Here is a 22,368-nt window from a genome sequence, read left to right on the forward strand (position 1 = left end):
AGTAAATAAGATTCGTACAATTTCGTACAAAGATTGCGGAAGTCTTTGATCTCTTCCTGCTCGTACAATTTCGTACATTTTATGCTTCTGGGTATTAGTTTTGGTTGTGCTATACGTACTGGCGCTATAAAAAAATTTATTCAATTTATAGGAGTACAGTCGTGAAAATCAAAACCATTGCTTCAGTTGTTGTAGCCGCTGTTTATTCAGCTGGCATAGCAGCTACTGCAAGCGCAGTCGGAGGTTCAGGCTATCAGCTAGAGCCCATTAATATCAGCCCTGAGGCTGCAAAGTCGCGAGTAGAGTCAGGCTACGAAACTTCAGATATCTCTTTGCTTGAAGGTATGGGTGGAAACGTTAAGTTAAGCCCAAAAGTAAAGTTTAAGGCTGAAGATAATATTTCAGGTCGTCACAATTATATTATTCAATTAAAAAGTGCACCAGCTGCTCTTTATAAAGGTGACGATAGTGGTTTTGAATCCACCAAGGATCTGTTCTCAAATAAGTCTTTAGGTCCAAGAAAAGTCGATCTTAAATCCAATTCTAAAATTGCTGCCTATACCAGTAAACTGAAAAGTGAGCAGGCGGCATTGATTAGTAAAGCCGGTTCGGTTGGCGTTAACCTGAATGTCAAAAAGCAACACCAGATTGCTATTAATGCCGTGATTGCTGAAATGACTCAGGACGAGGCAGAGCGCCTGTCGAAGCTAAGCGAAGTTGCTTATATTTCCAGAGATGTGCGTCATGAGCTATTAATGGATATCGCACCAGAACGTACTGGTGTTCCTAATGCCTGGGTTGATACTACTATCCCGGGTAATCCAGATGGCATAAAAGGTGAGGGTATGCTTATCGGTGTTATCGATACCGGTATTAATACTCAGCATCCTTCTTTTGCAGCTACAGGTGATGACGGCTATACCGTTCAGAATCCATTAGGCTCTGGCAATTTTCTGCATGATTGTAGCGCGGAAGCTTTCCAGTATTTATGTAATGACAAGCTTATTGGTGTCTGGTCGACTCCTATCATTACCGATGTCTTCAGCGATCCCGAGTTTACTGAAACACGTCCGGCGGTTGGTGAAGACCACCAGGGGCACGGTTCACACACTGCCAGTATTGCTGCGGGTAATGTTTTATATGATGTGCCGTATAAAATTCCAGCAATTGCGCAAACTCATGAAGGTATTGATACCGGTTATGTGATTCCGCAAATGTCGGGTATTGCTCCTCATGCGAATATTATTTCTTATCAGGTTTGTTACCCTGGAAACGGTGGTGATAAGTGGGTTGGCTGTCCTAGCAGTGCAATTATCCCTGCAATTGAGCAGGCTATTCTAGATGGCGTTGATGTTATCAACTATTCAATTTCTGGCGGTTATGATTCGCATAATGACCCAGTAGAGCTTTCTTTCTTATCTGCTCATGAATCGGGTATTAACGTTGCAGCTTCTGCCGGTAACGCAGGTGTCTACCGTTCTGTAAACCACGTATCTCCTTGGTTGCTATCAGTAGCTTCAAGCCAGCATGGACGTAAGTTCAATGTCCAAACAGCGGCTCAGTTACAGGATTTATCTTATAACGGTGCTTCTCTCCCAGCGGCATATCGCACCGATGTTCAGGGTATCAACAAAGCGCCAGTTTCTGGCCCAATGGTTTTAGCTGCTGATTACGGTGACTCGCTGTGTTCAATACCATTTCCTGCGGGAACTTTTGCCAATGGAGAAATCGTTTTCTGTGAGCGTGGTATAAACGCCCTAATTGATAAGTCAGCAAATGTTGCTGCTGGTGGCGGTGCTGCCGTAGTAATTTATAATACTGCTGATTCATCACAGGACATCTATCCAAACTTGCCACATAACATTCCAACGGTTCAAATGGATCGTTATGATGGCGATGTCGTTGTTGCCTGGTTGAACGATTTGGATGGTCACTATGGCACCATTCCTGCAACCGAAGTTACGCGCACGATTGATACTGCACGTCAGGATGCCATTTCACCATTCAGTTCAATTGGTCATGCATATTTAGAAGAATACCGTGAGTCTACAGCCCCTGGTATTACTGCTCCAGGTTCTGATATTTACTCAGCTTATTCTTCGGATCAGCCTTTCACACAATATGCCAGCGCAACTGATTTTAACTCTATCAGTGGTACATCAATGTCGAGCCCTCATATTGCAGGTGCGTTGGCGTTGATTAAGCAGGCTCGCCCAGATTGGTCGCCGTCTGAAGTGATGTCGGCATTGCAATTAACAGCTAATGATCTGGTTGGTGATCAGTTCGGTCGTCCTGAGCTTGCCAATCCTTGGTTCTATGGTTCGGGTATTGCTCAAGTTGATAAAGCGATCCACTCTGGATTGATCATGCATGTTCCAGTTGAACACTACGCTATCGCTAATCCACATCAAGGCGGTAACATTGGTGCTTTAAATACCCCGAATATGGTTGATTCAAGCTGCTACCGTAGCTGTAGCTGGGTTCGTGAAGTGACAGCAACTGTTGATGGAACCTGGACAGTGTCAACTGAAACAGATGAGTACAGTGTTGAGATTGAAGCTTTCCCAAGCACGTTCTCACTAAAGGCTGGCGAAACTCAGCGCATCATCATTAATGGTTCATGGATTGACTCTCGTAGCGTACATGCTTCGCCTCGTGGGTTATCAGTATTTGGACAAGTACATCTTACTCATGAAAATCCGGCAGTTCCTGTTGCCAGTATGAATGTTGAGATGGAACTGGATAGCGGTACTTTGCCTGAAGTGGTTGAGTACAACGTTTTCTCAGCTCAAAGCAGTCATACCATTAAAGATCTAGCGTTGGGCGAAGCACCAAACTTGAATGTTGCTGCTTACGAGCCAGTTTTAGCGAATATTGAAGAAGTTGAACTGGTTGAGCGTAACTCAGGTAGTGGTTCTAATTTGTTTGAAGTTGCTGAGGATCTGGATCGCGTTAAAGTAACCTGGGTAACAGTTCCAGAAGGTGCTAAGCGTTTCGTTGCTGAAGTTCTGGAAAGCGGAGCTGCTATTAATCCGAATGAGTACACTAAGCCAATTGGTAATGCTGGTATTTATGTAGGTATTGACGCTAATGAAGATGGTGTTATTGATTATGACAATGAAGCTATCTGTAAATCGGTCATTGACTCAACTGATTTGATGGACTGGTGCAATATTCCAAATCCTGAAGCTGGAAACTACTGGGTAGTGTGGCAGGAGCATAACTATAACACTAGAGCTTACCTAGGCTATGAAGATGCAGTTTTCAAGCACAAAGTAGCTACTGCCGTTGTTATGGGTGATCAGGCTACATACCTGAATGTTGAAGCGCCAGCTAGCACCAACATGGATAATTTCTATGATGTGACTTTACATCTTGATGACACTGATTTTGCAGAAGGTCAAAAGTATTACACTGCAATTGAATTTGGTACTGACGGAAATAATCCAGATAACATCGGTCTGATCTCTACTAACCTTGTACGTAAAAAAGACGGCATTAATTTGACAGCCAGCCAGAATGGTGCGGTTGTTGGAGACGTCATTGATTACACCGTTTCTGTTAGCGCTAACCTGAGTGGTTCTGATCGTAGCTTTAACCTGACGTCTGACATTCCAGAAGGCCTTGAGTTGGTTGATGGCAGCGTTCAACTTGTCGATAACCGATTTGTAAATGCTGATATTTCTCAGGAAGGTAACAGCTTTACAGTAACCGGAATTCAAACAGATAGTCGCGATCGTAAGCGTGAGTATATTATTACCGACTCTCTAACTGATGCGTCATGTCGTACACCGGTGGGTGATGGCGGTTATGTGAACCTGTATGACTTTGGTTTCTCTCCACTTGAGAATGCTCCAGAGAGTAACAGACAGCCTGGATTGCAAGTGACCTTGAATGAGATCTTCCAGGATGAACGTGCTTCATCAGGTGAGGCTTACGCTCTGTTCAACTATCAGGAAGGTAATACATTCAACAGTAACAGCCTATACATCTGGGGTAATGGCATGGTGGACTTGCATGGCATGGCACCAGGATTCTTCGGTGCATATACCAATATGGCATTCAATGAGAATTACAAAGCCCCATCTATCGCGAACATGGGTGTGTTCTGGTATGGCCTGGCTGGATTCGGTGCTCAAGGCATGGAATTTGGTGCTCCTTACGTTGACACAGGTGTTGAAGCTGAAGCCTCAGGTATAAGCTTCGTGCGTCTGGTGAATCAACAGAACGAAGGCACTCACGTGCTAATCGAGTGGGATAATCTTCAGCATGTAACCGGTACTTCCTGTACCTTCAGAGGTTGTGCAGATTGGGAGCCAAACACCAGCTCAACAACTTCTGTCGATGCGCAGCTTATCCTTGCTCGTGACTACAGTTCAGCTACTGGCGCTTATGAAATGGTTTATGCTTATGACAACCTGAACTTTGGCCATTACATTGGTAACGGTTCACCATTCCAAAGCAACCTCCGTGTTGAGTATTCTGCAACAGCCGGTGTGCATGGTGGCGCAAGCCCATGGGCAGGTGCACCTATTGATGGATACCTCAATCAAAGTGTAGTGCCAGGTTTTGACGGTTATGGTCAACTTGAGAACTACTTACGCGATGATATGGCTATCTGCTTTGACTACAACGGACCTGAAGTAACAGCCTTTGAAGTTGCGTTTAAGGTTAAAGTTAAGCCTGAAGCAATTGGTCAAAGTTTTGATGTAACTTCTATGCTGACAATGGACGGAGTGGGCACTAAAGCTTTAACGGCTAGTTTAACTTCGCCTTCAAACATCACGCTATTCAGCATTGATGACCAGTCCATGGTAGAAGAGGGCACCATTGAAGGCATTCAAGTTGCTTACATGGATAACAACAATGTTTCAAACACCATTAGTGTTCACGGTGAAGGTGTGACTGCGGTTGTTAATGGACACCACAATGGTGCAACCTTTGACCTGATTGCTAATGAAAACTTCTCAGGCATGACTGAAGTTACTGTGACGGTTCATGATGATAACCAGCCAACGGATCGCGCAACAACCAAGTTCATGGTTAATGTTAGCGGCGTCAATGACGCACCAGTGGTCGTGCTGGAGTCTGATGAGATCACTATCACTGAAGGTCAAAGCGCTAGCTTGAATGCTTCAGGTACCTATGATCCTGATGGTGATAGTTTAATCTTCAACTGGTCTGGCTCAGGTACTATCGAAAACAGTTCCGCTGCAACAACTTCTGTAAGCGGTCTGGCTGCCGGTTCCTACACTTTCACACTTGTGGTCAGTGATGGATCTCTACAGGTCGAGAAAACCGTTGATGTTGAAGTATCAGCAGCTCCTTCTACTGGTGGTACTGAAGGCGGTTCTGGCGGTGGTGGTAGCACCAACTGGTTGTTGTTACTGATGCTTGGCTTCTTCTTGAGAAAGCGCATCAGAGTGTAGAATTCTTATAATCATAAAATATCTCCTATTCACTTTACTCAGGCTTCGGCCTGAGTTTTTTTTATACAATTGTTAAATTTGTATTTGAAATTGTTAGAGCCAAATAAATAGGAAAATCTCAAGTTTTATTGGTAATAAAGAGGCGATTTTTCGAGTGATATTTGCATTTTTACGATTATAGGAGGTTATTATTGTTAATTATTTCAAAATAACTTTAGCTGATATGTATGGCCCCAGTCTTATGACCTGGGGCCTTTTTTTTGGGCTTAGAAGTGCTATTAATTTGGTGGCTTATTCATTACTTGAGGATCACAGTTGATCAGGTTGCCCAGCTTGGTATCTTTAACCAGGATCGAAAGGCTTATCAGTTGCTTTTTGGTATTGATATCAACAAAGCTGATGCTTCTTTTGTCTTCTGACACTTTGACATCTTTAAATTGCTTGCCGGAACCTGAGAAGAATATATCAACAATTTCGTAGTGAGGTAGGGTTGCTTCTGAGAGGGTGAAGATGAGCGGGCATTCGCACTCTTCGACCAGCAGTATTTCTGGATCGTAGCTATAGAAATATTTTCCCAGGTTAGAGTTTCCATTTGCTCCAACATAAACCACTGTCAGTTCTGTTTTCATAGATTTTCCTTTTTTAGTTTGCTATTGGTGTTTCGAATAGGTTGTTGTATTCGGGATGGGTATCAAGAACGCTAAGAGTTCCACCTTCTGTTGTTGAACATTTGTTTACTGCTTGTTTTTTTAGGTAGTGTTTAATTTGGCAAAAGGGTAGTTGATAGCGTAAAGAACGGTTGTTCTTTGTCAATTGTTCGAATATCTGTTCGGCCATTTGAAGCTCCGATCGTATTGAGTCCGTTATTGTTTGATCCCTTTTTTGAGCCATTTTAAGCTCTGCTGTTCTAAGGTGGAGCAGTGCGAATAATTCCTGATGGTAACTATCTCCGCTTTTTTGTATGTTTTGGGTTAAAGCCTTTTGGTAGTAGTCATCAGCACTTTTTATATATCCTTGTGCCTGGTGATAGCGCCCCAGTTCATAATAGATTTTACTTTGATAGAACTCAGCTTTTTGCGAAGCATGGCCAATCGTTTCAGGTTGTAATGATTGATTAAGTGTCAGAGCTTTATTGAGCTGAAGTTGAGCGAGATCATATTGGCCTTGAATACGGTAAAGCTGCCCCTGCATTATGAGGGTGAATACTTTTGATTCTTGATATTCCACATTAGTGGGTTCATATGAAATCAGCTCATCAAGAAGGAGCAGTGAGCTATTGAGTTGAGCAAGCGATGGTTGAATATCATTAAGTACAAAATTTAAATTGGCCAGGTTTTGATAGGCTACTGCAAGGTAATATTGTTGTGCTTTATTGATATCTTGCTGTTGCTTTAATGCCAGGAGGGTTTCAAGTTGCTTCTGATATTGAGCTCTACTCTTGTGGGTTTCTCCAAGGTAGTCATAAGTTCGTGCAATCCATGAGTAGGTGTCGACCAGCTCCGTTGTGATATCCAAGTTGCTTTCTTTGAGTAGTCGCTGCTTGAGTTCGGCTGATTGCTCGAAATGGTGTAGCGCATCTTGATACTCGTGTTCGAGTAATTCCAGTGTGCCAAGATTATTATGTGCATAGGAAAGCTCATTAAGATAGCGACTGTTTTCGGGTGATAGAACTATAAGCTGGGTTGAATGATTAAAGTAAGCTTCCCAGTAATGACGAGTCTGCGAATAATCATTATTTAAATAGCTCAGATATCCTTGCCAATAACTAACCTGTCCTAATTCATAAATAATGTCATTGTATAGTGAGCTTGATTCAAGCTGGCTTTCAACCAAAGTGTTTAACAAGCTCGTTGCTTGCTCGAAAAAGTGGTTAGCTTTGTCATGATGTCCCTGCTGAGTATAAACTTCACCTAATAGTCTTTGTGCCATGGCATTGTGAAGCTGAGCACTTGAGCTATCAATCCCACTACTATTGAAGTAGTTGATAATCTCAATGCCGAGACTCTCCATTAAGTCCAGCTTACCAAGAGGGATCAGCTCCCGCTTTAATTCCTGATTCATGAAAGCAATCAACTGTTCGGCGTTATTTCTGGCATTTTGTTGGCTTATTCTTGCGTTATTGGCTACCAGCAATGCACTGGTTGAAGTCAGAGAAAGGATACATACTGCCGCTACCATTATGGATTTTATTCTATTTTTTCTTTTCTCGGCTTTTAATGATGCGCGAATATAGTCCTTGTGTGGCTGAGCGAGCTCTTTTCCCTTTAATTCCATGAGTTGCCTGGCATCTTCAAGCGGCTTTCCAGGCGACAATAAATACCCGCTGCTTTGATTATGTGTTTTCCATAACTCACAATTCGCCGAAATATGCTCTTTAGTGATAAGGCTTTGGTAATGTTTGTTTATCCATTGCTGGGTGAAGGGGAGTGCATGTATGACCGATTGGCTTATAAAGCGAATATAGGACTCGTTGTTTTTTATATAACAGCTGAGTAAATCGTTACTGATTAGTTCGCCAACTAGCCTTAACATTTCATTATTTTGAATAGTGTCTAATTGTATTTCAGTCAATTTGATGTGGAATGCACCGTCAAAATTAACTTTGATAAGTATTGCCAGCAGTGGATCCAGAGCTTTAGTATTTGTATTGATTTCATTTCTGATATGTGACTGTCGATTCATCCATAGGTCAGTTCTTTCACGCTTAATCTGATTATAGATATCAAAGCTCAATTGCTTATCAGGACTTCGTTGGCATAACTCCAGTAGTAAGCCTTGTAGCTGTTTAAGGGTTAATTGATTTTTTACATAAAGTTTGTGTAACTCCTGGGCGAGGGTTTTACCGGTCTTTGGGCAGGTCTTAAAAGTGTATCCAGAGTTAATTGCGGGTTGAGTGATTGCCAAGTAAACGTCGGTTGATGCTGGACGGTTAACGGTATAAAGATGGGCGTTATCAACGATAGATTGGTATGCGGAAAATTTTTTAAGTAACCCTAGATTAAATGGATTTAGGCATATTAATAGTTTCACATTGGGATTGGCGTAAAGTTTTAATGCTAAATCTAGTAGTTGTTTAACCCTATTTTTAAAATCGCTGACATCATGTGCATGTTCTTGCTGTTCCTCTCGTAACATTACAGCAAGCTCAATATGATCGAACAGAATCACGGTTGGCTTACTAACTTTTCCCCCTTTATCATCTTCAATCCTTGTAATTGCTTCCAGGGCTTTTAACTGTTGGTCATAGTCACTCTGAGAAGATATTGCATCAATGTATTGAAATTCTATCTCTTGCTGCTCAAGTTCAGGCCTAAGGCCTGCATGAATTAAAGAAGTTTTACCGACCAGGGATTCACCCACCACCAGAACACAATTTTTTGTGAACGATGTCGCTGGCTGTTTCATGATGTAGAGCAGTTCCTGGACGGCGTAGTCTCGACCATAAAATAGCCTGCTTTCAGAATAGGCAAAGCTGCGGGTTCCCGGGTAGGGAATAATATCAATGTCAGTTATTTGGTTGTTGTCTGGCTCACTACTTATTTGTGCTATGAGTCGGTATCCCCGCTTGGGAATTGTTTGAATATAAGTTGGATTTCTGGAGCTATCCTTAAAAGCTTTTCTTAGCTGAGTGATACATTTGTGCAAGGGGTTATCGCTGAGGAATTGATTAGGCCAGCAGCGATCTAACAGTACCTCAGAGCTGACAACTTGACCTGCATGCTCGATTAGGCACGCCAGGACATTCATGACTTTTGGTTCAAATATGACTTGTTGAGTTGCATCGTCTAAGCGTTGCATTTGATGACTTTCAACATCCACAAGCCACTCACCAATTTGAATTGGGCTATTTTCCATCATTTTCTCTTCAGCTATTTGTTTTTATTTCTATTGTTAAAATTATTTTTGTTCTTTAACTGATTGAAATATATGTGTTTTATAATATCCAGTTTTCCGCAAGCTTTCTCCAGCTTTCCAGAAGGACTTTCATCTCAATCCGTCGCATAACTTAATCATCCTAACCGCATGAACGCTGTTTGTCAGCAGATGCAAATATGACTTATTTAAGGGAGTAAAACGATGATTAATTTAGAAGAGTTAGTTTCCGCCATACAGCAAAGTGCACTATCAGCTTCATCGGTAGTGGCGAAAAAAAATCTTGAGATTCTTGATGAGTTTTTTGAACGTTATGAAGAAGACTCTGATGTCGATGATTTAGCGAAGTCAGCTTTGTCGGCGATTGCCGAACTGGACAGTAAAGATGCCGAGCAGGCTGAGAAAATTAAAGATGTACTTAATAGTCTTTCTGCTGCATTGAAAAAAGCGGGGCATGATAAAGCGGGCTCATTAGCGCCTAAGTTGGTCAATATTGAATATCCTAACGTGACAAAACATGGAGTAGAGACCCATACCGTTAGTGTGCCTCTGCTAAGCCTTATTCCAATTAACTCCATCCAATTGTCTGAGCTGAAGTTTACTACCGATCTGGATATCAGTCTGGTGGAAGACAAACTTCAGATCGCATTCCCAGATAAGCCCAAAGCCGGTCGTCTTGGTAAATCCAAAGATGATGGCCAGGGCAAATCGCATCACGCCACACTAGAAGTGGTGATTGATTGCAAAGAACCGCCACAAGGATTGCAGAAACTTGTGGAAGGTTATGACCGAGCACTAAGAGCACAAATCCCAGGATAGAAGAAGTGGGTTTGGGCTCTTCTGCACTTTAACTTAACAAACTTTAAATATAAGGAGATTTACTATGTCTGATGCACAACCACCATTAGTCAGTATGGCTGAGCAGTTCACAGGGTTGCCAATGGGTGACTTGATTGGTGCCCCTTTATTAGCGGCAGCAAAAGCGAACTCAGCAATGGCGGCAACACAGACCAAGTTTTTACTTGATACCTGTTTTGCTAAGGAAACTACCGATGATGGAAAAGATCATTATCAGCCCGTGCTGATCAAGATGACCCTGTCACGCGGTGTTCTGGTCCCAGTTGACCCATCGCAACCCGATCAGGAACCGACTATTAGCGAAGTTAAAACAACGTTTGACTTACCACTGTTAACTATCCTGCCTTTGAACTCATTAGCAGTTGATGATGTTTCTATTGGTTTTGATATGGAAGTTAAATCGAGCTTCAGTGAAACCACCAATGAGAAAACTGAAGAAGCGCTTAGCGCTCAGTCAAGCTTCTCAGCAAAGGTTGGATACGGAGTATTCTCCGCTGAAGTTTCGGGTAGCGTAAGTTATGACAGTGCTAGTTCGTCTTCTCGTGATACTCATTATGAGAAGAGCAACTCCGCTCAATACAGCGTGAAGGTTCATGCCGGTCAAATCCCATTGCCACAGGGTGTTACAACCATTATCCAGGCATTCACTAACAGTATTTCACCGATTGAAATGCCTGTTTATGGTGAAGCTGGCTAAGTGGTGTTCAAGTCAAGGCTATGCTCCGGCATAGCCTTATTTATAAAGCTAATCAAGCAAGGAGTTATTTATGTTTACGCAGATTAATTGCCCAAATTGTCAACAACCCATTGCAATTAACGTCAAGAGATTAGTCGCTGGAGACTCATTCAGTTGTAAGGGGTGCTCTGCCAAAATTTCTCTGGCTGGCGAGTCTTCTAATGTCGTCACCAAAGCCGTTAACTCATTTGAAAAAGTTGCTGCACAAGCCAAGCATTAAATTGCGTTGTCAGTCATAAACCATCAGTGAAGGAGTAAAGCTATGGATATAGAAATAGGACAATTATCGATAGGAGAAATCGGTTATAAAGCAGCGAATTTTGATGTCTGGAATGCTGCAATTTATCAGCAGAGTGCTGGCAATGACGCAGACTGGTCAGGTCTATATATTGCTGAAGCAGAATCAACGGCACAGGGCTACTTACCGGACTATGCAGGTCAAGATGGCAGTGGTGTTGGTTATATTCATCGTGTGTCCGTTACTAGTGACTTACCTTTGATAACCTGCCTGGATGAGTCTTTCAAGCAGGGTGATATTGATGTTCCTGCTCTTAAACAGGCGTTGCGAAATGCTGGGGTAGCGGTTGCCGATGATCAATTGTTAATCCCCAGGCTGGGGCAGCTGGGTTATTGCTTTCGTTGCTATAACAACGAGGAGGGTGATATTGAAGTCATTGTTCCAAACAGTCTGGCTCAGCATATCGCTATGAACTCCATTAAGCGCTGTACCATTCAGGCTTATATAGTACAGAACTGTCAGGCCATTTAGATAGGTCAAGGAGATAATTATGCCATGGGATCAAAACAAGTGTCAGTGGGGATATCCTCCACATTTCACCAATCAGGATGCTGCACAAGCGGTGGCATTGGCAGATTTCAATAACTCTGTATTTGTGAATACCTCACAGGCAGGTCAAACCCGCCAGGCCTATACCTATGTAGTGATGCAGGGGTACAGAATCTGTGTCGTAGGCCATATCCATCCACAAGCTAATCAGCCGCCACTTCCGGGTAATGCATTTATTCCCGGCTGGCTGGAGTGGGCGATGCCAACCCCTACACCCAGTGTTGCCGTGATTGAAGGTTTGCCTGATGGAGGGAACTTCCCAGGTGATAACCGATATCCTCATCCTGTATGACAAAGAGCAAACTATCGTAGCGATAGGGTAGCTGTGGTTGGACTTTAATAGTCCGGCTGCAGCTATTTTTTCACTAAGACCTGCAAATTTTTATTCGATTGCCTATAATCATGCGAGAACTCACCGTCAGGATAATAAACGTCCTTCATGATCCAATACCAGATCCTTCCCATAGATCCACACGCACACCTTTTTGAAGTTACTTTAACTCTGGATAAGGCCTCTGACCCAGAAGTCGAACTCTATCTTCCCAACTGGATTCCCGGCAGTTATATGATTCGTGATTTTGCCAAGCACATTCAGTGGATAAAGGCTGAGTCTGCAGGACAGTCCCTGCCGGTTAAAAAGCTGGACAAGGCTCGTTGGTTAGTGGAGAGCCTGGGAGGCAATGATAAGCCTATTGAGGTACGTTATCAGGTCTATGCCTGGGATTTATCAGTGCGTGGAGCGCACCTTGATCAGACACATGGTTTCTTCAATGGCACCAGTGTCTTTCTAGCGGTGAAAGGGCAGGAAGAGGCCCAGTATAAAGTAAATATTCAGCCACCAGCTGGTGAAGCCTTCAAGAGCTGGCGCGTTGCTACTGGTTTGCAGCCTGTTGATGGTACCAAAGAGTTTGGCTTTGGTTGGTATCAGGCTCATAACTACGATGAGCTTATTGATTGTCCGGTTGAAATGTCTGACTTTAGACTCATCAGTTTTGAAGCATGTGGAGTTCCACATCATATGGCACTTACCGGACAGCACAAAGTTGATGAAGCGCGACTAAAAAATGATCTCATTAAAATCTGCGAGCATCACATACGTTTCTTTGGCGAGCCGGCACCGGTTGATCGCTATATTTTCATGACTTATGTGCTGGGCAAAGGTTTTGGTGGGCTTGAACACAGAAATTCAACCGCATTACATTGCAGTCGTGAGGATTTACCGCTACCCAGTGATGATCCGGAAAAAGTTAAAGACTCGTATCAGACATTCCTCGACCTTTGTTCGCATGAGTATTTCCACACCTGGAATGTAAAACGCATTAAGCCTGCCGAGTTTTTACCTTACGATACACAGAGTGAGTCACACACAGAGCTGTTGTGGGCTTTTGAGGGTTTTACCTCTTACTATGATAATTTGGCCCTGGTACAGACAGGCATCATTCCCATTAAGCAATATTTATTGACCATTGCCAAGACAATAACCACTGTTCAGCGTGCTCGTGGGCGTTTAATTCAGTCAGTCACAGATTCCAGTTTTGATGCCTGGACCAAGTTCTATAAGCAGGATGAGAATGCGCCGAATGCGGTGGTTAGTTATTACAGTAAAGGTGCTCTGATAGCTCTATGTATGGATTTGCTGATCCGCAAACTGACAGATAACCAGAAGTCGCTGAGAGATGTCATGGTGCGACTGTGGCAGGAGTTTGGACAGCCTCAGGTTGGCGTGAAGAACGATTCAATCCAAATTATCACCAAAGAAGTTTGTGGCCAGCAGAATCAGAAAGAGTTAGATGACTTTTTTCAGCTAGCGCTCTATTCAACCGATGAGCTACCTTTAACTGAGTTATTGAAAACAGTTGATATGGAATTAGTGTTCCAGCCGAGAAATGATCGTAATGATAAAGGGCAGGTCAAAGATGAAATGCCGCATAATAAACCCAAACCCAGTTTAGGTATTGATTATCAGGGGGCAAACCTGGGCCTCACTGTCAAATCGGTATATTGGGACTCAGCGGCTTGTGAAGCGGGTATCTCCGCAGGCGATCAGTTGATCAGCATGAATGATCTTAAAATTGATAATGATGAATTTGCGAAACGCCTGGCAGAATGTGAAATCGGTGAAAAAGTGGTTATGCGTGGTTTCCGTCGAGACGAACTGATGCGATTTGAAGTAACATTGCGGGCCAGCGTAGCGGATACTGCTTATTTGGTGTATGGCAGTGACCAAAAAGACCAGTCACCTAAACTTAAGCAATGGCTGAGCGTTTGATTAGTTAGGCTTTTAATTAAAGAAACTTTTGAAAATTTAAATTGAATAAAGAACGGGATATTGAATGAAAATAGTAACTTTTAATATTAATAGTATTCGTACACGAGCACATCAAATTGAAGCGCTGGTCGAAAAACATGATCCGGATATTATTTGTATTCAGGAAACCAAGGTTCATGATGATGCTTTCCCGTTTGAACTGTATGAACATCTTGGCTATCACATAGAAATTCATGGTGGTAAAGCCCACTATGGGGTAGCTACTTTCAGCAAGCAGAAGCCTTTGGCTGTTGAGAAAGGATTTCCAACCGATCCAGACGATGCGCAGCGTCGTATGATCATTACCAGCTTTCAATATGGTAATGAGGTGATCAAGGTTCTTAATGGTTACTTCCCGCAGGGTGAAAATCGCGAACACCCGGTGAAATTTCCCTACAAACAAAAGTTTTATGCGGATTTATTAACTTATCTGCAAAATGATAAGGGTGACCATCGAACAATTGTATTGGGTGATATTAATATCTCTCCTGAAGACATTGATATTGGCATTGGTGAACCGAATCGAAAACGTTGGTTGCGTGATGGTAAATGCAGTTTCTTACCAGAAGAACGCGAGTGGCTACAAAAGATATTGGCTACGGGGTTGCATGATACCTACAGAACCATTAACCCTGATGTTGATGACAAGTTCAGCTGGTTTGATTACCGTAGCCGTGGCTTTGAGCGAGATCCGAAGCGTGGCCTTCGAATAGATTCAGTGTTCGCTTGTGACTGGTTAAACGATAGAGCCGTTGCATCGGATATTGATTATGAAATCCGCTCCATGGAACGACCATCTGACCATGCACCTGTGTGGACAGAGTTTGACTTAAATCGTTAGTAGCTGTTTTAATTTAAACATTAACTTTTAATCGAAACAGGAAGCTTATGACCAAGTTATGGAAGTGGGGTAAGAGATTACTCTGGGTTCTGGCAGGATTGATTATTCTGCTGGTGATTTCTGTTTCGATTCTCGTCTACCTCATTAATTCAGAAGCTTTCTTAGAAAAGCAGATCGAAGAGCAGCTGGGCATGAGCTCTCAGGTTGGAGAGCTCGATGTTTCGCTATTCTCCGGAACTGTCAGTATTGCTAGAACTCGAATCGGTCCGCAAGATAATCCTGCAGTAACATTTGAACAGTTAACAGCGGAGCTTTCCTACAGCGGACTGTTCAGCAGTTTGTTAATTGATAGTGTGGAATTGGATAAAGCAACGATACGATATCCATTTGATTATCAGTTGGCCCAAACTAATGGTGAGAGTACTACTGGTGAGAGTTCAAATGAAGAAGAGCCATTCTTTTTTGAAAATCTAAATGTTTCTGAAATTCGAATTAATGATTCTAGCTTTATTTTTGACGACGAGGTTTATCTCGAAGCCAATGGAATCAATCTGGTTGTTTCTGACTTGCCTATTGCTCAAAGTAGCACTTTTCTTTTTGCCAAGCTCAATGACTTTTTTAATCAAAGTAATACGACCATTGTTGCAGATATAAAGCAGTTGAAGACCGACAAAAGTAGCTTGAATGGGGTGAATTTAAAAGCCAGCGTTCAGGATAGTAGCGTTATGATTGAAGAGCTGTCTTCACAATCTGCTGATATCAATATTCAGCTTGCTAGTAACCAACAAGTCTCAACCAGGGTACCTGAGCAGCAAATAGAACTGGAAAACTTGCCTTTTGAAGACCTGTTTGTCGAAACAGTTAAGCTAGGTAATACCAATATTAATATTGAGGGGAGTTATCAACTTGCAGTTAAAGATTTTGCTGCTACGTTTAGTGAACTAATCCTGGTTAAAAGTAAGCGACCTTTATGGAATGATTGGGAAGCTTTTTATGCTGAACAAAACAGCCAATACGCACTATCATCTCAATCATTGAGTTCGGATAACCTCAGTTATGACCATCTTGAGCTCGAAGGTGATTTGTCTAGTAGTACCTTTGATGTTAAGAAGCTACTACTTGAAAAACCCTACGTCAATTATTCATCGTTACCTCAAGACAGCAATCCACAGGATGAATCTGAGCCGGCATCAGTTGCAGCCGCTGAAGCTGAACAGCTAGACATTCGATTCCCTTTTGCGGGTGTGCAGATAAGTCAACTGACAATAACTGAGGGAAAACTTAATCTTGAGCTTGGTGACCCTTATCAGGCACAGTCCATTAACGCCACTGTAAAGCAACTACCGGTCATTCTAGAGCATAAACTTGTTATTGCTGAACCAGGAAGCTGGCCCTCAAAAGCGTCTGCCAATATTGAAGCTTCTGATATAAAGATGCCATCAGGTACTGTGGCTACTTTTGCCACTGAGATAATCAGTGATACAGGTAATTTGACTGCCGCAACATTTCAATTAAGTGGTGTCAATCTAGACCTTGATTTAAGCGGTACCAATAAACCTGATAAAAGTGCGAAGAATTCAGCAGAAGCGGTAGCGTTACCTTTTCAGTCGATACTCTTAGCCGATATCAACATTGATCAACTTTCCATGTTGGCAACCTTAACCGATGATGAAATCAAGGTGGTTAATGCCCGTTTTGAAATTGATGAGCTGCCATTGGTGCTTGAGCAAGCACTATTTACTTTAAATGACGTTAGTAATCTGGATACTAGTTTCAAGCTTGATGCGGAGAGTTTGCAGTCTAAACAAGTCTCCATTCAAAAACTCTCAACCAGCGGCACAATCAGTGAAAGTCGGTTAGTATTAGAGCGTCTTACTAACCAGTCGGGTAAGCTTTCATTGGATTTTACGAAGCAGTCAGATGAGCAGGTTGATATTTCATCGGATAATAGTGAGTCAAAATTACCTTTAGAATCGGTATTGGTTAACAATCTTAATATCCGAAATTTTAATGGTGATATTTTACGTTTGGTCGAGAGGCTTGATGTTGATGGTAATGCTGTTACCAGCAAGGAGTCACTGGTGGTAACAGATGTTGATTTGACCGCCACTAATTTATCACTGGTTAAAAATGGACAATTGATCAGCCGGTGGTACGACTCGCAGCTTCAAAATGCTTTCACCAATATCGAATTGAAAATTGCCAAAGCTCAGCAGGACGAAGATGTCTTCTCTGACATTGATATAAAAGCCACCCAAAGAAATCAAAAAATAACCGTCAGTCCTCTCAAGATTAGGGTTAATGATACTGACCTTGACGCTGACTGGGTGATTGATTTATCACAACCAGGTTATTTATCTAAGTTTAATTTTAACTTTGAGAATTTAGAGTTAAGTCAGCTTGTTAGACCTGATAACGAGGAGTCTGTTGCTCTGCGCGGTAAGCTTAATGGTCTTGCTGATCTGAGTTTTACCGGTTTGGCTCCGGAGTCGATATTCGATAGTTTGAATGGCCAGATTCAGGTTGCTAATACTGAGCCTGTTCAGTTAATTAATTTGAACGTGAATAAAGTATTAGAACGTTTTCTGGAGAGCCAAGAGTTTGGCTTACTTGATATTGGTGGCTTCGTTCTAGCTGGTCCAGCGGGTTTATTGTTATCGCAAGGTGTCAGTATGCAAGGTGTCTTGAGTAACCTTGGTGCCAACAAAGGTAATACCATGTTTGGTCAGATCAATATCGATATGGTGGTCGAGAATGGTGTACTAAAAACTCGAGATGTGGCTGCATCAACCCAATATTATCGTTTTGCCTTTGATGGCAATATTGATCTTTCCATTATGGCCTTTAATGATTTTGAATTTATGATTCTCAATGATGAAGGTTGCAAGGAATATAGCCAGACTTTAAATGGCAGTCTTAGCTCACCTGAAATCGAAACCTTCCGTACCGCTTTTGATGCTGTGACCGGTTCAGTTGTTGGCTTACTCAAATCTGGTGTGGGTTTGTTAACAGGTGGTTATTGTGAAAGTGTTTATGATGGCAAGGTCACTCACCCTGAGGAAGGCGTGGAGATACCGCATCCAGAGTTAAAACCAGAAGAGCCTGAAATCGAAGGTGACTCTAGTAAGGGTGTAGGAGAAAGGGAAACAGGCGAGGGTACGGATAGCACTGAAAGTAATGAGGAACCCGAGTCGGAAGAACCGACTCAGTAGTCCATTGGTATTAAACCTTAACTAAATGCTATAGCGCCTTTGTTAACGCCTTCGAAGGCTCTAACTTCAATCTCGGATTTTGGGTGTGCTTCCTTAAGTTGATCGGCGATGTGTTGTGCGATCAGTTCAACGGTAGAGTCCTGTTCCATAATATGGCAACGTTCAGCAGGAATGACCAAAGAAAACTCGCCTTGTTCGCTTCGGTAGGCAAATTCAAAGTATTGAATGCCGTCATCTTCAAAGTCTTTGTGCAAATCTTCAGCTGTACCGATATAAATATCGCGCCATAAGTCACACCAATAGGCTTCGAGGTCTTTGTTTCTTTGCCCATTTTCAAAGATATGGATCTGCGAGCGGTGTCCATGCGCAATACGCTGGCAATCCCCCAGATGCTTTTTCAAGCCGTGGGCATAATGATAATAATCACCAGATATTTGCTCGGTGCGAAGATTCAGGAAAATCTTCTTCACGTTCTCCGGTACTACCTTAGAGCAGGCATCTTGCAACAGCGGAAGCGCGCTCTCACGAGTAATGCTTTCTGCTTTTATCAGTGCTACAGCCTGAGCAGGGGACTGATGTTGATAAAAGCGCCCCTGTTTATCGCGCATTTCGAGTGTCAGTTTGTCACCGTCTTGCGTAATAGACATCTCTGAGTATTGACTGGGCACTGCGAATTTATGGTCAAGCGTGGCATCTATGGCTTGTTTTATTCGCTTTTTGACATCCCCAAAGTCAAAAACCATACCCTGATCATCAAGCTCGCCCTCAAGCACCAGATCAACTATCCAGCTTTCACCGACAATCCCTCTGACTGGGTCAAAGAAAGCGAAATCAATAACGGTAAGCTGGTCAACAAATAATGCAGGCATAATGATTGGTTCTTAATAAGGCATTCAATAATGTGTTGAATTATAGCATAATCCCTGCATCGCAAAATTAACTTTTATAAGCATTAGTATTTTATGAAGCAATATGATTTATATGCCCTGGGCAATGCGCTGGTTGATATTGAAATAGAAGTCAATGAGCAGGAACTTGAGCGTCTTGGAGTCGAAAAAGGTGTTATGACCCTGGTCGATGAAGAGCGCCATGATTATCTGTTAAGTCACCTACACGGCAATATTCACCAACGTGCATCCGGTGGCTCTGCTGCCAATAGCGTGATTGCTCTGGCACAATTAGGCGGTAAGGCATTTCACTCATGCAAGGTAGGGCGAGATGAGGCTGGTGTGTTTTATGCTTCGGATCTGAACTCAGCAGGGGTCGACAATGGATTACATCAGCTGGAAGACAATCACGGCACAACCGGTAAGTGTCTGGTAATGGTAACTCCTGATGCTGATAGAACTATGAATACTTTCCTCGGTATCAGCAGCGAGCTTAAAGAGCAGGACATTCACTTTGATGCGCTTGCAGACAGCCAATATCTGTATCTCGAAGGTTATCTGGTTAGTTCACCAGAAGCACATTTAGCCGCTATAAGTGCTAAAAAACATGCACAGGCTAATGGCGTAAAAGTTGCCACCACTTTATCTGATCCCAATATGGTGCGCTTCTTTAAACCTCAAATTGAGCAGCTGCTTGAAGGTGGCGTTGATCTGTTGTTCTGTAATGATGATGAAGCGCTCGAGTTTACCGAGCAATCTGATATTCACCTGGCTATGGATGTTTTGAAGCAATCCGCTAAGCAGGTTGCTATTACTCTTGGTAAAAAAGGCGCTATCTTCTTTGATGGTGATAAATTGCATACTATCGAGGCTCATCCGGTTAAAGCTGTAGATACCAATGGCGCTGGCGATATGTTTGCCGGTGCATTTCTCTATGGTTTAACTCAGGGATACTCATTTGCCGATTGTGGCAAACTTGCCAGCTTTGCCGCGGGACATCTGGTCACACAGTTCGGTCCTCGTCTTTACGGAAAAGCGATTGATGAGTTAAGAGCCTTTAATCAGCAGAATTTTACAAAATAGTTATTTGGACTCCAGATAAGGACTGTTTCTATAGATTATGAAAGTATGGATTATGCGCCATGGTGATGCTCCCTATATTGATGGGGAGCGTCAGCTGTCTGAATCGGGCAAGCAGGATGTGGCACAAATGTCACAGCGGCTCGCGGAAATATTAAAGCTACAGGAGTTGGAACTTGAGCTGATGCTGGCCAGCCCTTATTTAAGAGCCCAGCAAACCGCTGATATTGTTGAGCAGGAGCTTATGAATGCCAAAGTTCGTCCTTTCTTAAGAGAGCAGGAACCGTTATTACGTTCTGAATCAGATCCGGCAATGACAGCATCCTATGTTGAAGCATTACCTCAGTCCACCATCCTGTTGGTCAGCCATATGCCGTTAGTTGCCAACCTGTTGGCCAGTTGGCTGCCGCACCAGGGACGATATTTCCCAACTTCCGCCATAGCAGAATTGGATTTTGCAGACGGTAAACCAAATCTAAGCAGTTTCTATGAGCCACAGTAGCTTATTGCGAAAACAATAAGCTACAAGTTTATACTGGAAGTTCGGTTAAAAAGTGGCTAGCATTGCCACTTCATTGTTGATTGACCAGCTAGCACCTTGAATTCTACAACTCAAACAGCACCTCAAACTGATAAACAGCCAAGACCAGCTGGTTTCCTGCGTGCCCTATGGGTAATCACATACTCAATTGCGGCAACCGGTAAATACAGTCTTAAAACCCTCTATTTTGCTTTCTTCTCGAAAAAGAATTTGCGCACCAAGGTGGACAAGATCCTGGTTGACTGGTCAGGTCGCCTGATTCGAGCTGCACGCATCAACTGGCAGGTAGAGGGCGATCTGGAAGCTCAAGTTGAAGAAGGGCGCCGAGTTATCATCATGTGCAATCATTCCAGCGCTTATGATATTCCACTGGCCTTTACCGCATTGCCGGGCAGTATCCGCATGATTTCTAAAAAGGAACTGTTCAGTGTGCCGTTACTTTCCAGCGCCATGAAAGCCGCTGAAATTCTTTCCATTAATAGACAAAATCGTCAGCAGGCAATCGAAGATTTAAAAATTGCGCGTGAGAAAATGGAAAGTGGCATTCGTATCTGGATGTTCCCGGAAGGAACTCGCTCTAGAAATGGTGAGCTGATACCGCTGAAAAAAGGTGGCATACGACTAGCCATTGACACTAATGCGCTGATTATTCCGGTGGTTATGCAGGATATCTATAAAGTCCTGCCGAAAAAGAAATGGTTAAGAATGCGTTTGCATCAACCTGTAATGGTTAAGGTCGGTGAAGCCATCGATTGTCGTGAGTTTGATGTAGAACATCGCCATGAGCTGTCCGATTTGGTATATAATTCGATGAAAAGGATGCTGGAAGAGAGAAACTCATGACGTTAAGCCCTATTTATCAGGAAGCAGAGCAGTCCTTAGAGACCGTTGCTGACTTCATTCGCTTTGCTGCCACGCAGTTTCACCAGTCTGATTTGTACTTCGGCCATGGCACCGATAATGCCTGGGATGAAGCTGTAGCCATAGTGCTGCAAATGCTGGACCTGCCGCAGGATTATCCTCAGGGTATGTTAACAGCCAAAATTTTGGCAGACGAGAAGAAGCACCTTTCGCATGCGATTTTTGAGCGTGTTGAACATCGTAAACCTTTAGCTTACATCACCAATAAAGCCTATTTTTGCGGTTTAGAGTTTTATATTGATGAGCGTGTGCTGGTACCGCGCTCGCCTATCGCAGAACTGATCGAAAATGATTTCTATCCCTGGCTCGAGGCAGATAACCCTCGGATTCTCGATTTATGCTGTGGTAGTGGTTGTATTGGGTTAGCCATTGCAGCCTATATTGAGGATGCTGAAGTAGTTCTGTCCGACATTTCCGAGGATGCCATTACCGTTGCCGACATTAACAATGAGCGCCTGGGGCTTTATCCGAAAGCTCAGACAGCCGTTTCTGATCTATTTGAATCGCTGGCTGATGAACAGTTTGATTTGATTGTTTCCAATCCTCCTTATGTTGATTCTGAAGATTTATCCGATATGCCTGCTGAATATCAACATGAGCCTGAAATCGGTCTTGGCTCAGGTGAGGATGGGCTGGATATCACCCGCCGTATTTTAGAGCAGGCTGCTGAGCACCTAACCGAACAGGGCTGTCTAATCGTTGAGGTTGGCAACAGCTGGCCAGCTCTGGAAGAAGCTTTCCCAGACGTGCCATTTACCTGGCTTGAGTTTGAAAAAGGCGGTGATGGAGTCTTTCTGTTAACCCGCCAGCAGCTGGTTGAGCACTTTTCATAATT

General features: G+C 43.0%; 15 protein-coding genes. 12 read left to right on the forward strand and 3 right to left on the reverse strand.

Features of this window, described 5'->3' with window-relative positions:
• Positions 1–161: 161 nt before the first annotated feature.
• Positions 162–5,429, forward strand: a complete 5,268-nt coding sequence (locus tag B158_RS0106415) for a S8 family serine peptidase (RefSeq protein WP_018624535.1) — start codon at positions 162–164, stop codon at positions 5,427–5,429.
• Positions 5,430–5,707: 278 nt separating this feature from the next.
• Here B158_RS0106415 and B158_RS0106420 read toward each other — a convergent pair whose 3' ends face one another.
• Positions 5,708–6,058 (reverse strand): hypothetical protein, encoded by a 351-nt coding sequence (locus tag B158_RS0106420; RefSeq protein ID WP_018624536.1) that lies wholly within the window; start codon positions 6,056–6,058, stop codon positions 5,708–5,710.
• A 13-nt stretch (positions 6,059–6,071) separates the two neighbouring features.
• On the reverse strand, positions 6,072–9,287 hold the full coding sequence (locus tag B158_RS0106425) for an nSTAND1 domain-containing NTPase (RefSeq protein WP_083911917.1): 3,216 nt from the start codon (positions 9,285–9,287) through the stop codon (positions 6,072–6,074).
• A gap of 219 nt (positions 9,288–9,506) precedes the next feature.
• On the opposite strand from B158_RS0106425, the gene B158_RS0106430 reads away from it, so the two are divergent.
• From B158_RS0106430 to B158_RS0106465, 7 genes are all read left to right on the forward strand, one after another.
• Positions 9,507–10,121 (forward strand): DUF2589 domain-containing protein, encoded by a 615-nt coding sequence (locus B158_RS0106430; RefSeq protein WP_018624539.1) that lies wholly within the window; start codon positions 9,507–9,509, stop codon positions 10,119–10,121.
• A gap of 64 nt (positions 10,122–10,185) precedes the next feature.
• Positions 10,186–10,857: a DUF2589 domain-containing protein gene (locus B158_RS0106435; protein WP_018624541.1), complete on the forward strand. Its 672-nt coding sequence runs from the start codon at positions 10,186–10,188 to the stop codon at positions 10,855–10,857.
• Between the two features lie 301 nt (positions 10,858–11,158).
• Entirely contained in the window at positions 11,159–11,665 is a 507-nt protein-coding gene (locus tag B158_RS0106445) for a hypothetical protein (protein WP_018624544.1), read from the forward strand.
• A gap of 19 nt (positions 11,666–11,684) precedes the next feature.
• On the forward strand, positions 11,685–12,035 hold the full coding sequence (locus B158_RS0106450; RefSeq protein WP_018624545.1) for a hypothetical protein: 351 nt from the start codon (positions 11,685–11,687) through the stop codon (positions 12,033–12,035).
• Positions 12,036–12,182: 147 nt separating this feature from the next.
• A complete protein-coding gene (locus tag B158_RS12935) occupies positions 12,183–14,012 on the forward strand; it encodes a M61 family metallopeptidase (protein ID WP_018624546.1) in 1,830 nt (609 codons plus the stop codon).
• Positions 14,013–14,076: 64 nt separating this feature from the next.
• Positions 14,077–14,892 carry an exodeoxyribonuclease III gene (xthA, locus tag B158_RS0106460; RefSeq protein WP_018624547.1) on the forward strand — a complete coding sequence of 272 codons (816 nt, stop codon included), beginning with the start codon at positions 14,077–14,079 and terminating at the stop codon, positions 14,890–14,892.
• A gap of 47 nt (positions 14,893–14,939) precedes the next feature.
• Complete coding sequence (locus B158_RS0106465) at positions 14,940–18,104, forward strand: AsmA family protein (RefSeq protein WP_018624548.1); 3,165 nt, start codon at positions 14,940–14,942, stop codon at positions 18,102–18,104.
• A gap of 17 nt (positions 18,105–18,121) precedes the next feature.
• Here B158_RS0106465 and B158_RS0106470 read toward each other — a convergent pair whose 3' ends face one another.
• Positions 18,122–18,973, reverse strand: a complete 852-nt coding sequence (locus B158_RS0106470) for a 6-pyruvoyl trahydropterin synthase family protein (protein ID WP_018624549.1) — start codon at positions 18,971–18,973, stop codon at positions 18,122–18,124.
• A gap of 93 nt (positions 18,974–19,066) precedes the next feature.
• Here B158_RS0106470 and B158_RS0106475 point away from each other — a divergent pair, with 93 nt between their 5' ends.
• The 4 genes from B158_RS0106475 to prmB all read left to right on the forward strand — a co-directional run bounded on the left by B158_RS0106475 (position 19,067) and on the right by prmB (position 22,366).
• A complete protein-coding gene (locus tag B158_RS0106475; RefSeq protein WP_018624550.1) occupies positions 19,067–20,074 on the forward strand; it encodes an adenosine kinase in 1,008 nt (335 codons plus the stop codon).
• Between the two features lie 37 nt (positions 20,075–20,111).
• Positions 20,112–20,573, forward strand: a complete 462-nt coding sequence (gene sixA / locus B158_RS0106480; RefSeq protein ID WP_018624551.1) for a phosphohistidine phosphatase SixA — start codon at positions 20,112–20,114, stop codon at positions 20,571–20,573.
• A gap of 96 nt (positions 20,574–20,669) precedes the next feature.
• Entirely contained in the window at positions 20,670–21,455 is a 786-nt protein-coding gene (locus B158_RS0106485; protein WP_018624552.1) for a lysophospholipid acyltransferase family protein, read from the forward strand.
• Positions 21,452–22,366, forward strand: coding sequence for a 50S ribosomal protein L3 N(5)-glutamine methyltransferase (prmB, locus tag B158_RS0106490; protein ID WP_018624553.1), 915 nt, complete (start codon positions 21,452–21,454; stop codon positions 22,364–22,366). Before B158_RS0106485 ends, prmB begins: the two co-directional genes overlap by 4 nt.
• Positions 22,367–22,368 lie beyond the last annotated feature (2 nt).

Origin of the sequence: Kangiella aquimarina DSM 16071, assembly GCF_000374105.1 — a bacterium.
Taxonomy (GTDB): domain Bacteria; phylum Pseudomonadota; class Gammaproteobacteria; order Enterobacterales; family Kangiellaceae; genus Kangiella; species Kangiella aquimarina.